This is a genomic window from Martinezella lusitana, from assembly GCF_010668395.1.
Classification (GTDB): Bacteria; Pseudomonadota; Alphaproteobacteria; order Rhizobiales; family Rhizobiaceae; genus Rhizobium; species Rhizobium lusitanum_A.
The window spans coordinates 63,379-77,473 of record NZ_WUEY01000028.1 but is presented as its reverse complement, the minus strand read 5'-3'; the positions used below and the strand labels follow the sequence as shown (position 1 = coordinate 77,473).

Here is a 14,095-nt window from a genome sequence, read left to right as displayed (position 1 = left end):
TTCACCTGACCCAGGATCAGTCCGAAAAGTGGCCGCCTTCAAATCGGAACGGCGGCCGGAATGAAATCGGAATGACTGGCCGGCTTGATTTCGGAACCAGTGGCCGGCTTCATCGGAATACGCACCTGCCCGTAGATCCGCGATATTTCCACATCAAGCTTCTTAAGCTCGAAATTTCCGCAGATGCTTTTCTCCGCCGATGATGACGCGGCGTCACACCAATCAGCCGCCAAACTGCTGCGGACGCCGACAAAACTCAGGCAAATAATGATCAGCCGGATCCATAGCCCGAGTGACGGGAACAAGCAGCGATGAGCCTGGGCCACGGCGATTGAAACCTTTCCTACAAAATTGAAAATTCGCCGACCGCGCGACTGGTCGCTAACCAGGGCGTTTGGCGGCCATCGGTTCGCGTCGTGACGTAGCCCTTTACCTTCCGATAGAATTCAGAAATCTCTAACATGGCATCTTTCTGTGTCCCCATTTTTGAGCGTCCTCCTAATGCTTTCAATAGAGCTGTCGTAAATAGCCCACCACCTTCGTCGGCAGCCTCAAATGAGTTCTCGCGCCCTTTCGAGGCCGCAAGAATGGTGACGCCGCCATCGCCAGAGCCAAGGAGAGTATCTGCCACGCTATCGTTTGTTGAAAACAACGATTGGGCCGCTTCGCCACTGTGACAGGTGTCCAGTAAGATGAGCGACCTCCCCTTTGAACTTTCAATCGCCGCCGCGATATCGGTCCACGAAACTGCGGTGTGAGATAAGTCGTCTGCTCGGCTGTCGGACAGACCAAGGTACAATCGCCCGTTTTCGTCGGTGAGGCCGTGACCGGAAAAATAAAAAATCAGATCTGTCTGAAGGTTAGCGGCACCTGAAATTTGTCGAACTTTAGCGATCAAAGAAGCGCCCGATACCTCCGGCTCGTCAAACTTCACAATTTGAACGGAACGGTAGTTGGTAGCGTCTCCCGAGCTCAAAGCTTGGGAAAACCTCGAAGCATCCCCCTCGCCGAATTGAAGTGACGGCAAATTAGGGTCGCTGTATTTATTGACGCCGAGTGCCAAAACAATGGCATCACGCTTGCGTGTGTCTTGGCCCGCGTAATAGTTCTGCGGCGTACTAGTGAGGCCATTTTCATCAACAGCAACCGCAGCAATCCAACTTACGCCGTCGCCCCGCCGTATAGATCCGCTCCAGTGTTGATTGCTATCCCCGAAAGGCAGGCGATCGGTGCGCTTGCCATCCTGGTAAACCCAGATCTCCTTGGCCTTTCCGCCACCTAGTTGGTCTACCGTCAGCTTGATGTCACGATCTTCGCTGGATGCCTTCATCGTAATAATCGGCGGAATGCGGTACTGGGCCGGGGGGTCGGGCACGCCTTGGCCTGTCATTTCATGCTCAAACAGCCCCATTTTTCGGAAGCTCGACGAGAACTGATCGAAAGTGAATTGGTCGTCCATACCGTCGAACTTCAGGAAAATTTGCTGCAAGCCCTCATAAGTCGAGTCGAAATATCCGTCGGGAGACCAGACAACCAGCTCGTCGTTGTCAAAGTGCCCCAGAAGCTTGATTGAGGCCGATACCTCCTCGGCACCGCCGATCGACAGCGAAGATCTAGTCTGAATGTCCTGGCCCTCGTTCTGATCAAAATTGGTCGCGTAGAGGGCGAAGGTTCCATCGGAATTTACCTGTAGAAGCCTGCTATGGTCCTGAGTGAGCAACACCTTGACCATCTGCTTCCCGTGGTAGGCAAGAAACCTTCTCAACTTTCCGTCAGCTAAGTCGTACAGATCGATCTTTGCTGAACCGGGCGACAACATAACGACAAATCGATCATCGACCAGTTGGGCCGAAAATCCGCAATCCCCGTTGCATCCACCAGGTCCGTACTCGTATTCTTCCGACGGGATATCGAACTTTACAAACCGAACAGTCCCCGATCCTTCACCATACTGGATTGCTTCGACCGTGGTACTCCCTCCCGAGGTCCCATATTGGCAAGCTATTCCAAGTAATCTGATGGTCTGGCTCGGGGATGAAAATTTCCATTCTGAAAGATTATCAACCGATACGATCTCTCGACCAGAGACTTGCTCCTTTGAGTCCGTACAACCATCCTTCAGGAACAAATACCTGTCCAAAAATGGATGCTGATAAAGCTGGTCACCATGCTGGTCGCGAAAATCTGAAAGCTTAAGAGCATCTGCCGTATATTCCGGTTCGACGCCGATCGCGAACTTGACTCCGTATTGATGTCCAATCCTGGCAATGAGGCGACCTACTATCCCGCTGTCGATTTTGCTCACACTCACCATTGGATCAGCGTCCGGGCTCGGGGACCGGACGATCGCCGTAACCATGAAGTGCTTTGCTATATACGCTTGGCTTGCGCTCAGACTTTCAGAGTTGTCATAGTCCAACGCCGAGAGGTTCGTGAATTGCAGTGGTGAACGAGTTTCCCAGCGCTTCGGCAATGTTGCGGGCACGATGCCCGCACCAACATGGATCGCCTGAATCGCGTCCATCTGACTTTTGCTGTGGCTACCCGTTGTTAAAGAAACGGCTCCGCCACCGTCCTGGTTTTCCTGCTCAACTGAGATGAGATAGTTGTTTTCGAGATCCAGCTTGTAGGCAACTGTGTCCACGATGCTGCAGGCATGGCAGGACCAACCAACAGCAATGATGTGGTTGTCTACCTTGTTCGAAGGGTCACTTTCTACGAGCGGCTGACTAATTTGACCGCTGCCCCAGACCGCGCTATCCGCGACTACAAAGCTGTCACCGAGGTCCCACCCGGTATTCTGACCACCATAACCGACACCAGCTCCATCGACGGCGTCTATGATATGGACACCGTCCTCGAAAACGGCAGTGACAAATCTTCCAGTTGGCGAAAAGTTTGGTTTTGAGGCGGCCACCTCAGCAATCAACGCACCAGTTCGTGTAGACTTTATACGAAAGAAGCTCGGGTATACGTCTATATATCGGTCTCCAGCAGGCGATTGAAAGCTCGCAGAAGGATTACCGGCGCTGTACTGGTCATAAACGAAAATTTTTGGCGGAGAGGGTGTCGGGGTTTCAAATCTTCGGTTGTCAATTGCGATAGTTTGTTCTTTGCATCCATTTTGCCCTAAGACCGAGACTTTGATCTGCAGAGGCGCCAGCGTCAGCGGTACAAAACTAAAATCACCGTGCTCACTCCTACCTTTCGCATAGAGCGGAATAACAACGCGCGTCTTCCCCAACTCAAATTTGGTGCCGAAAGCACCCGCTGCTTGCGGTGACAAAACGTAAAAGCCAGCGCCGCGAAACCGAACCGGCTGGTCAAAGCTGAACACAAGAAACACCGGTAAGCGATCGGGTGTAGCCGGCGCAACATATTGTATGGATGCAGGTTGTTTGATCGTCAGCACCGTATCTGCAAATATTACTTTGGCAGCATTCGCAAAATCTTTAACCGCTGCGCGATTCTCGTCACACCGGCTTTTGAGGAGGAAAGATGAAAAGTCATTTTTGCTCTGATCTGGCAAAATAGCGCTTGCAAGATCTCGCCGAACTCCGGAAATTGCGCCTCTGAAGGGTCTGCCAAGTCCGATCGCCCCCTTTGGGAGGCAAACATGGACGTTTTCATTGTACGTAAATCCAACGCATTGGCTGGTCGCATAACAATAACTTGCGCAATCACTCACAGAAAGGTCCCGAGAGGAAGTGCCATCTAGGTTGGCTTTAATATCTCCACCAAGATAATCTGTATCGTTCGTCAAATCGAAATGCTGCAGCGGTCCGTCACTGGTCTGGGAATAAACGGCAGCTGCGCCAAACATAAAATAGAATATTACTATAAATACTCGACAGGCCCCTGTCATTGTGAGTTCCCCACCCTCTGGCCGAAGTATTTATGCGCTGCCGAAGCAGATGAATGCAAGTCCTTCTAGACAGCTCCCGATGCTGATTTTGGCAGTGCCGGTCAGCGTCGCGGCCCAGCCGGTAAAGGCGAGCACTTCCGTGCCATCGATCTTCATGGCTATTCGATGTCTCCGGGTCGGACAGGGTTTTCACTGCGCTCTTGAAAGGATCCGAACCGACGACCCTCTTGTTACAAAAGCTATCGGTTTGAAACTCCTCAGCAACGGACATCGCCTTTGCCTGGATGGAATGACCGATTTGGAGCCGAGACCCGACTGACAGGTCCTGACGGCGGCGACTCAGATAGCAGACATTCAGGTGGCAGGACGGTGCGATCTGCTTCTGCCAACATAGCGCCGCTACCGAGTCTAGTTTGTCCGACGGAGGCTGTATGTCGCATGGTGATAATTTGCGAGTGCCTACCGTCGACTTGTGGCGACCGGCTGCAGTTCAACTGCAATCTATTTGCGCGAGTATGCCTATAAGTGCGCGCTCGTAGAGCCTCTACCCCAAAACGGAGATCAGGAGATCTCGTATCTTCGTTGAGAAGATCGCGTCGTCGACACTCCGGCCTGTGGTTACAAAGATGACTTCATCGAGGAAGCGCGCGAGCATAATCTCAAGCTCTCCTCCCCGTTCCTCGCTTGCTTTCAACGCCTCAATCGCATCGGGTCGCACGATGACCATGATCGGCGGCGGCTCCCCGTCCTCTACGATGGTCCTCGCGGTCGCAACAGGCTTGTCCTTGAGACCTTCCAGAAAGAAGTCCGCGACCGCTTTGCTTTCAACCATCTGGGGGAAGACATGGACGTCGATCGCAGCGCCTTCTTCTAACAGATCTGGTGAGAGAATTTCGGAAAGCTCGTCAGCAAAGGAGTCGAGGAAGGAGCCGATCACCAGCGCCACGAACATTGTCTCCTGTTTCTTGACCTCGGTTCGTATGGTGAAGAGCAGGCTTTGCGTTGCTCCAAGACGGATGACAAGGTTTAGATCGTCGCCAGGCGTATGACGCACGACCATATGATCTGATCCGCTCGCACAGATTCCGATCAACGTCAGGAGTTCCGAGGTGGTGAACGCCCGATGACGACCGAAGCCGAGGATCGCCAGCAACAGCATCGAGCCGAGCGTCCGATGCTTGCTACGTCCTCGTTTGTCGTCGACAGCAAATAGGCACCTGACTAAGCAATCGAACCAAAAGGTACCCGATTGCAGTGGTAGGAATGCGCGGACGAGGCACCCGAGCACGGTCGGTGCGACGGCGCTTGGGCAGCGCGACAGCACCACCGTCATCGCCTCGACCCAGGCGCTCGAGGCCGTAAGATCGCTGCGACCATCGAAAGCTTGCGCGATCAGTGTCGCGGCATCCTTCTCATCTGCAATGTAGGGCACGAAGAAGCGCAGCAGGCGTTCGCCTTCGGACACATCGCCGCCCCGCAAATATCCTGCGATGGCAAGCGCGTAATCAGCCATCGCCTTGCGATCTTGGCCTTGCAGCCGGCGCGCATCACCACGCTCTTCCAGTGCGAAGGCCTGCTCGACCCAGGCGAAGCTGTCAGCTAGGAGCCTGGCCGCATGGGTTGCATTATGCTCGGCGCGCGCCGCGAGCATGCGTCTCTCGGAATCCTCGGAGGCGTCGGCTGCTTGATTGTCGACGGCCGCCAGAAGGCGCGAGCTGCGCCCTTCAATGTCCGGCCTGCCGACCGACTGTCCAAGATTGCCCCCTTCGGCATAGGCTGTCCGCGCGCCATCAAGATCTCCAGCATCACGCAGAACGTTGCCAAGCATGATCTGGTTGATCGCGACAAGATAGCCGTCACACAGCTCCCGGCCGATAGCGATTGCCTCGCGCGCCAGCGCCTCCGCTTCCTCGTATCTCTTCTCAAGCCGCAAGCGCGGTACGTCCAGATTACACAGCCACGCGCGATGACGTGGAGAATCCGGCTCTTCGACTTCAAGCTCCGCTCTCAGGGCTTCCGCTTCGGTGCGTCCATCTTTCGACATCGACAGCGACGCGATAAGGTTGCGGCTCGCGACATCAAAGCCGTACCCGTCCTCGAGTTCCTCAAAAATCTCGCGCGCGCGTCGAAAGAGCGGTGCCGATGCCTCGGTATCATTCACACTAAGGTACGCGACACCCTCGTCGAGCAACAACCGCCCTTCGCGATCGCTGCGCCCATCCGCCTTGGCGGCCTCCCGAAGCGCGCGGATGCGCGCGAGCGCGGTTGCCGACGCGGACCGTTTTAGATCGATCGACGCCTGCAGGATTTCGATCATTTGCTCGGCTTCGCAATCACCGATTTGCTCTGCGACCCCACGAGCCTCCTCCAACAGCAGATTCGCCGCGCTGATACTGCCTTGGTTCGCGCGCGCCTCACCCAGCGCCACGAGGACGGACACTAGCCGCCCCTTCTCTGAACGCGACCGATAATAGTCGACGAGATAATCGAGCGCTTCAGTCAGATGCCGTGTCGATCCGCTGAACACGGCCTCCGAGACGGCTCGGTTGGCAAGCCGCGCAACCCGCTCGGTCATCTCGGCTCGGCGCAGACTAAAGGCCGCCCAAGACCGTCCCGTTCGGGCCAACCGGTTCGACAACCGATCGACGAGCAGGCCATGCAGTTGCGGGCGCCCAGCTACGTTCTGTTCGATCTCCTCGCGCAGGCTCTCGTGGATGAAACCATAGCCGGCCACGGTCTCCATCAGAAGATCGCCCATCGCGGCAACACGCTCGGTGATCTCAGTTGCCGTTTTTACCGCGCCACCAAGTAACGTCTGCATGTCGGGCAAAGTTAGAAGAACTGGCGCGAGCGAGAGATAGCCGAGCATTTCGCGCGAGGTCGCATCCAGACCTTCGAACCGCTGGCCGCCGGGCATCGCTGCCGCCTTTTTTCGGAGCAAAACTGGCAGATCGCCGGGATCCGCCGGTACCGCGGCTCCCGCGATGACGCATAGTGCCTCCAACTCGTCACTGGTGAAGCCTGGAACTGCCAACATCTCACCGGAAGCACCCTCGGAACGTTCACGAGTGACGATCAGGACGGAGCCCGTCCCGCTTTGCGCGAGGCAGGCACCGAGCACCGACCAAACCGCATCAGCATCGTCCGGGTCATCCAGGATCAATGGCCAGCCACTACCGTTTCGCCACCGGGTGAGCAGCATAGAGCGGACATCATCGAACAACGGCGTCGCAAGCTCGGGGCCGCTCGCGAGGCCCAGCCTCTCAGCCGCCGAAAGCAGCGCTGTGCGCGCATCCATACCGCGCGCGTTGATATAGGCAGCCTCGCGCTCTCGCGACCATTCCGCGACAAGCGCGGTTTTGCCGGCACCAGATGACCCAGTCACCCAGACGATGCGAGCTCGTGCCGCCGCGTGCGACAATTGATCGAGTAGGCCGTTGCGACGCACCCGCAGTGCGCCATCGCGGAAAATGGCGGCGAGTGTCGCCTCCGCCGTGCCGACGTTCGGCGAGGATGTCTGCGCCCGTGTGACGCGATCGGTGACCAACGCCGTCAGATCGTCGCGAAATCGCGCTTCGAGATCCTCGTCCTCCTCAAAGAAATAGAGAACGTGAGGACCACCCATCATTTCTTTAACCAGGTCTTCGAGACGGGAGTCACGATTAGGTGCGGATTTTAAGATATAAGCGAGAAAATCCTTGCCAAGTCGCTGGGCCTCGCGGAACTCGTCCTCAAGACCAGAGATCTTCATCCCCTTGGCCTGGTCGATCCAGCCATAAGAGTCGCGATAGATAGCGAGGACGATGTGCGAATCTTGGAGCTTGCGCAGATAGAAATCGCGCGGCGCCTCCGCCCGCGCTCCTTCCCGCTCAAACTGGATCGGCTCGAAATTTAAACCTCTGATGGCACTGCGCGCGGCTTCGCGTTCCTTCGCGCACTCACCGATGGTTGAGCTGATGAAGATGCGCAGGCGGTCGGCTGTTAGCATGTCAGCCATAGCCGAGCTCCTGCAGACGCCGGACTCGATCGCCGGTCGCCTCCGCTATCTCGCGGTCGGGTTCAAGACGTCGCAATAGATAGGCGGTATCGAGCGCGATCTGTGTACTAAGCTGGTCTGACGTGATGCTGGCGAGATCGACATCCATAGACGCAGGTTCCAGCACTTGGTTACGCACCGCCTCGATCATGGCAAGCCGCTTTCCGACGCTGCTAGGCTGGTAGGCGAGGAAATCGACCGATCGAAGATTACAGATCGCCTGCTCGACCTGCCACTTTGCCCATCCTAATACTTGTCCGCGAAGCAAAAGCGAGGCTCCGCGATTGGTGTTGCGCAAGACATGCAGAGTTTTAGGCATCGACGCTGCGAGGCGCCGCTCGCGCGCCGCCGCAACGCTCGCGGGACCCCGTTCTGGCTCAGGAGGCCAGTTGGCGCTTATACCGGCCTTCGTCCTAGATTCGAACTCGGCGTCGGTTCTCGCCATCGTGTCCGCTGGTCGATCGCCAAGCTGTCTATAGATGTCGATGCCAGGCAGAAAGATGGCGTTGTCCCACTGTGGTGTGAAGGCATAGGTGCGGCTGCCTCCTGCGCGCGTGACACTACGGGGAAGTTCATCGACCACGAGCCACAGCGGCGCGACAGGCTGCTGCGCATAATCCGCGAGCAGATCGAGGTTTGGGTGTCGCGAGTCAATGCGCTTGATGTGGCTTGTCGCCATGATGAGCGGCTGGCGTACGGTATCGATGCCAGATAGGCGCCACCGAAGTAGCTCGATCTGCTGCGAGATAGCGAGCACATAGCCCGGCCCATCATAAGCGATTTCGATGCGAATGGCGTTCGGACCCGACATCGACGTCCATTCCTTCATGAGCGCAAGCGCCGACTTCATTCCAGGAAGATTATCGCCGAATAGCGAAAGAAAAGGCGGACCATCGGGGGGAATGATACCATAGCCACAACCCGAGAAACCGCCGGCTACGAGGCGACGCGTAAGCTCGGTGTTCGCCACTACGAGTTCAAACGCGGGCCAGCCCCAATCGAAGCCACCCGCGTCTCGCAACAGCCCTTCCCTGGCCGCATCACGATCGCCCGCTTTTGTGTATTTTGCGCTCTTTTTCTTCTTCTTTGCCGCCATGAAAATATCTGTATGAAAAGTGGCTTGGCGCCAAGGTCCAAAATCGTTAACGGCTAATTGAGATGCAGGCAAGAGGTGTGCCTTGCGATTTTGAAGCGGAAGCGGAATTGAAGGAATAATACGCTTTTCGATATCGACAGAGCTCCCAGGATTGCGGTCTTCCCGGACTCGTTCGTGCCAAGGATGACGTTTAAGCCTTCGTTGAAGTGGAGGGTGGATGTCCGTCTGTAACACTTGTGATTCGCGATCTTGACCGTGACGATCCTCATGCATCCCGTCGCGTGAAGGCAGACCCTTACGAAGATGCCCAACTCCGTCCGCTTCGGAGAAGATGCTCAGACACGCTAGACGGCTGAGATGACGGCGCAAAACCGTCGCTCCGCGCTTAGCTGCGGCGTCACTTTTTTAAAGACGACAACCCACAGCCAACAAACATCGCATCTGCTGATGTGAAGGGATACGAACTGCCGACCCAGCCATTTGCTGTGGGCGCGGTTGGTGGCGAAGGAGACGGTCGTGTGGCCGATGGCATGACGTTTATCAGATCATCGAAAATCCACGCCCCGCCGATATTCTGGACGTTCGAGGAGAGACTTCAGAAGCTGATCCTTTTCAGATCGTCCATTTCCTCCTGATATATTTAGAGGCAAATTCAACCTCCGGAAACATCGTTCGTGAATTGATGTTGATCGTATCCAACTCGTTGCGTATTTGCGCCTTCTTCGCCGCCGGGACGACGATGGTATGCAGGTCGTAGCTTGTTGTTGTTTCCGGCGATCTGTAGCGAAGTAGGCCTGCCGCGATGAAGGCGCCCGATTGTGCGATGACGCGACGATTGTTCTTTGCCGGGTATACAAAAAAATACCGGAACAGGTCGCTGGGCTTCACCAGGTTCAGGAAATAGGGCTTTTCCACCCGAACGAACTGGAGCAATCGTTCCACCGCTGGCAGAGAACGGAACTTTTGCAGATTTTCCTTAGAAATGGCTGAACTATAGGCGCTCGATATCTCGCTACGCTCGCCATCCGAAAGACGGGCAAGATTGCAGATCAGGCTGATCGTGTCGCTATCGGCGTATTTGACCCGCTTTTCAACGAAATCAAACACCCGGACCCTGCCGTCCTTGTCGTCGAGAGGCTCTTCGTTACAGGCAAAATAGAGACCGACGAGCGGATTTAGCGAGACGTCTAATAGGCGAGTCGGCAAGCCATAATGCTGGGCGCGAACCAGTTTGTCGAACATCGCCTTGTCGCTGCTGAATTCCGTCGGTGCTTCTAGCATCAACTCACTGAATATCCGGTTTTCCGCCTCGGATCGAACGCCGCGCATGATCGAAGGTTTCAGCTTCCACGTCGCGTCGGCTTCTCCCCGATAACAACGGACTGCGCCCTCGCTTAATTGTGGCAAGTCGAAAACCAATTGCAGATAGTCGGTCACGCTTTCAGCTGTCGGCGGCGTCCTCGACGCTGCTGGGCCTTTCTTTGCCGCAACGCCGGTTCGTGTCGGCTTAGCCGGCTTGGGAATGATGGCCTTTTTGCCCTTCGTTACTGTCATTTCCTTATCTCTTTTTGCAGCGTTTCACAAATCGCGATAGACGCGACTTAACTAGATTGAGAGAGGGGTAAGTGCTGCCGGTTCATGGGAGTGGTACCGAGTTCGGGTCTGCCAACCAGGAATCGATCATCCTAAGCGTCACAAGGTGCCTCCCGTGAACGTCTGCGTTTCCGCAGGGGCACTCTTCCGGATGGCGAACATGTGTCCAGCCGCCAGTTGCAGCCGGGCGATAGTACCAACCAACGTTCAAGCCGGCTCGCAGGAGCTCCAGTCCCTGATGCTCAACAAGGAGTGCGCCGATCTCGATAAGACCGTCCGCCTTCTTCGCCACGCTCAATCCTTTCGAATAAAGAAAGCGGCCCTGATGCGGTGCGTGCTGTATGAGATCGTCGATTTCGAAAATGACGCAGTTATGCACTGAGAGGAGTTTTTCGATCTCGGGAAACGCCTTGTCAGCCATAACCGTATGGCCGAGCATCGTAGAGGTCGGCACGCGCATCGATATGGTATTTTCTGGCGTTCCAGCAGGAGAGGCCGCAAGCTCCTCGATCGATGTTCCGTGGAAGAGCGCTACCTTCTCCGAGAGGATCTTTTCCCAGCTGTTTGAATACTCCGGAAACTCCACCGCTCTTCGGAAAAATTTCAGACTGTTGAGTGAATTTTTTGTCGCGTCGATTTCAGTCCAGGGGAGATCCAGCAGTGCCGAGAGGATAGGATCCTCGTCGCGGCCAGGAAACAGATCTGCCTGATTAAAGAAACCATTCTCTTGAGCGTATTGTTGCAAGATTGCCCTGTCGACGGTCAGATGCGCATGATAGCACTCGCGCGGCAATACCTTGTTCTGAAGAGGTCCGACGATAACTGCTTTCTGGGCCGCAAATCGAGGGCGGTAACCTTCGAGTGAAATCGCCTCAAGATCAATGGCTCCGACTCTGGCCTCGACGATATCATGGTCGAGAACGTAGACGTGGCCAAGCCCCGGATCAAAGTCGTAACTGGCATATCGCTTGCGCAACATTACCCCCCTTTCGAAGCAATCCTCGCTAAGCTCCAAAGCGATCTTCTCGCTGAATTTATGCGAAGCGAACCAGGCGGCAATCCCGGCGTCCGTCGAGGCGTCCAAATAAAATGACCGCCATCCATAATGCTGTAAGAGCGCTTCCACAAAAGGAAAACTCTGCCCACTTTTACCGATAAACGCCGACAAGATGTCGGATGTATAGTTCCACCACTTGAACATTTCAGGGGGAGTGCATCCTTGCCGAGTGAAAGAGGTCGTCGCCAACGGGAAGGCGGCGGAACCGTAATGATTGGTCTGGCCGCGGAAAAGAGGTCGGATGGCAAGCGAGTTGAGATAAACTCCCAGCTCCGCGGCTGACTCGATTGTCAGGCTGTTCATGGCGTTCTCCTAGAGCCGCACCTGCTTAACGGCTACAAGGTCAAGCCACGGTGCCGTCCTCATAAACGGATCCGGTGGTGCTGCACCTACCACCTCGCCTTGGCCCGCAAACAGAACGTAGTTCGTTCCCTTTTCGCGCGTCGCGCTTCGATAGCGAAGCCCGTCAATCTTGCCCCCATCAAAGTCAAAGTCGCGGATGAATTCGGTGAAAACCTGCGTAGGAATATAGTCGACGTTCACCCGATCGGTCCGCTCGACAGGTTCAATGATGATGTCAGCAAAGTCAGAAAGGAAAGCGAGGATCAGGCGTTGCATCCGATCGGCGGTGGAAAAGAACCCTGGAATGGATGGTAGGTGGGCGAGATCGAGAATACGAACGGGCCGGAGGGTTGCGAAGCACCCGACTGACGCCATTGTGTTTCGGATTTCTGCGATCGCGAGGCCACGCCGGTCTGCTCCGTAAAACATCGAAATGCCCGGAGGGTTCATTCGATTGGACTGCGTCGCCAGGTGATCGGGCGGAGGGCCAAGTTCCGCTGGTGTTTTGAGCGGCCGGCGCGACTTCCTTGACCTGGCCCGAAAGAGCTTAAAACCAGCGGGGATGTTCACAACAAGCCCCGCCTCCTCTGCATGACGGCATACGCTGCCGAGCAGCTCGAAAGGCGACCGGGAATCGGGATCGTTGTCTTTTGATCGCCCCATATCGTGGAAAAAGAACCGACGCCCATGCTTGACGATTTCGCAAAACCGACCCCAGGAAAAACGCAGGCTTTCATCCGGTTCTAGCGTTAGCCAGTCATATTCGCACCAGACCTCGTCACCGATGCCGTCGACAATCGCACCAAAAAGCTGACCGTCGCCGTCCCTGGGAAGATCAAGCTCAATCTGATCCCGGATCATATCATAGCTGTCGATGTGCCATCCTTGGTAGCCGCCCTCTCGTGACTCATAAGGGAGCTGATCTCCAGCTCTTCCATAAAAGGCCTCGATGCGTTCGAGAATGAATTCGACCACCTCATCGAAAGGCATCGTCACGGCATCGCGTCGCCCACAGAAATAGCATCCTTTTGGGCCTGCGTGAGCACGAATCATCTCTTTGAGATCCGCGTCGCTGAAACAGCGCGCGCAAACGTTTCTGAACTCTTTCATCACGAGGCTCCTCGGACTGCGACTTGCGATCGACAACAATATAAATTTTAATTTGCAAATTGCAAGTTGCTATTTGTTGTTTTTCATCGCCCGCGTCTGGGATATGCTGCTGACCTATCGCCTTGGGAAGGTTCGCAATGATCGAGACCGAATTTCGCCGACCTGTAGTGACGGTCGACATCGTCATGTTGACGCCCTGTAGAGGGGAACTGTGTGTGGCGCTTCTCCCACGTCCAAATGAGCCTTTTGCGGACCAACCCGCATTGATTGGTGGCTATATTCACACAGATGAGGATCTTAGTGCGGAGAGTGCAGTTCGGCGGATCCTGAAGGCGAAGGCCGGCATTGGCGATATCTTCTTCGAGCAGTTGCAGACTTTTGCCTCCGCAACGCGCGACCCCCGCGATTGGTCAGTTTCGATCGCGTACTTTGCTCTGCTGCCGGAAGGTTGGCTTGAGGATCCTGAGGGACCCCTTCTGCTCAGGCCGGCAACGTCGCCGGGCCAGCTTCCCTTCGACCACAACGAGATTATCGCTATCGCTTTGGAACGGCTGCGAAACAAGGGGGCGTATTCCACGATACCTGCCCGGCTGCTGCCCGAGGTGTTTACGATGACCGAACTGCTTGCTATTTACCAGACGGTTATGGGTGAGCGTCTGGATCAGAGTGCCTTTCGCCGCAAAGTTCGAGAACTTGACCTTCTGGAAGAGATCGAAGGTGAGAAACGCAGGACGGAAAGTGCTCGTCGACCTACGACACTCTATCGGCTGAAGAGGCCGATGTCGGTTTTCGACCGGCGACTGTGACCGCAAGGGCGGTGCTGGGTGCCTTTAGACGCAACCCCAGCTCTCGCTTTGTGGCCGTTAGGCTCACTGCACTCAAAGGCAGTCTTTGACGGTCCGCGTCATCAGTCGGCAGCGCAATGCTAGGGCCAAGTATTAAAATGATTCAACTGCGGTCCTCAGCCGAGCGTCATGGAATTTCACGGCCAGGGTT

Annotated in this window: 10 protein-coding genes; 1 reads left to right on the top strand and 9 read right to left on the bottom strand. The window is 55.7% G+C overall.

The window, feature by feature from the left end:
- Window positions 1–38: 38 nt before the first annotated feature.
- From GR212_RS32720 to GR212_RS32685, 9 genes are all read right to left on the bottom strand, one after another.
- The gene (locus GR212_RS32720) at window positions 39–326 is read right to left on the bottom strand and encodes a hypothetical protein (protein WP_163993457.1); all 288 of its coding nucleotides are present in this window, start codon (window positions 324–326) and stop codon (window positions 39–41) included.
- Window positions 327–343: 17 nt separating this feature from the next.
- Window positions 344–3,865: a caspase family protein gene (locus GR212_RS32715; RefSeq protein WP_163993455.1), complete on the bottom strand. Its 3,522-nt coding sequence runs from the start codon at window positions 3,863–3,865 to the stop codon at window positions 344–346.
- 30 nt (window positions 3,866–3,895) lie between these two features.
- Complete coding sequence (locus GR212_RS37580; RefSeq protein WP_281411096.1) at window positions 3,896–4,021, bottom strand: hypothetical protein; 126 nt, start codon at window positions 4,019–4,021, stop codon at window positions 3,896–3,898.
- 388 nt (window positions 4,022–4,409) lie between these two features.
- Window positions 4,410–7,862: a DUF4062 domain-containing protein gene (locus GR212_RS32710; RefSeq protein WP_163993453.1), complete on the bottom strand. Its 3,453-nt coding sequence runs from the start codon at window positions 7,860–7,862 to the stop codon at window positions 4,410–4,412.
- Window positions 7,855–8,997 carry a hypothetical protein gene (locus GR212_RS32705; RefSeq protein ID WP_163993451.1) on the bottom strand — a complete coding sequence of 381 codons (1,143 nt, stop codon included), beginning with the start codon at window positions 8,995–8,997 and terminating at the stop codon, window positions 7,855–7,857. The genes GR212_RS32710 and GR212_RS32705 overlap by 8 nt, the downstream gene beginning before the upstream one ends.
- 53 nt (window positions 8,998–9,050) lie before the next feature.
- Complete coding sequence (locus GR212_RS37875; RefSeq protein ID WP_163993449.1) at window positions 9,051–9,266, bottom strand: AAA family ATPase; 216 nt, start codon at window positions 9,264–9,266, stop codon at window positions 9,051–9,053.
- A 343-nt stretch (window positions 9,267–9,609) separates the two neighbouring features.
- The gene (locus GR212_RS32695) at window positions 9,610–10,551 is read right to left on the bottom strand and encodes an FRG domain-containing protein (RefSeq protein ID WP_163993447.1); all 942 of its coding nucleotides are present in this window, start codon (window positions 10,549–10,551) and stop codon (window positions 9,610–9,612) included.
- An 82-nt stretch (window positions 10,552–10,633) separates the two neighbouring features.
- On the bottom strand, window positions 10,634–11,950 hold the full coding sequence (locus GR212_RS32690; RefSeq protein WP_163993445.1) for a hypothetical protein: 1,317 nt from the start codon (window positions 11,948–11,950) through the stop codon (window positions 10,634–10,636).
- 9 nt (window positions 11,951–11,959) lie between these two features.
- Complete coding sequence (locus tag GR212_RS32685) at window positions 11,960–13,099, bottom strand: HEPN-associated N-terminal domain-containing protein (protein ID WP_163993443.1); 1,140 nt, start codon at window positions 13,097–13,099, stop codon at window positions 11,960–11,962.
- 137 nt (window positions 13,100–13,236) lie between these two features.
- Here GR212_RS32685 and GR212_RS32680 point away from each other — a divergent pair, with 137 nt between their 5' ends.
- The gene (locus tag GR212_RS32680; protein WP_163993441.1) at window positions 13,237–13,905 is read left to right on the top strand and encodes an NUDIX hydrolase; all 669 of its coding nucleotides are present in this window, start codon (window positions 13,237–13,239) and stop codon (window positions 13,903–13,905) included.
- Window positions 13,906–14,095 lie beyond the last annotated feature (190 nt).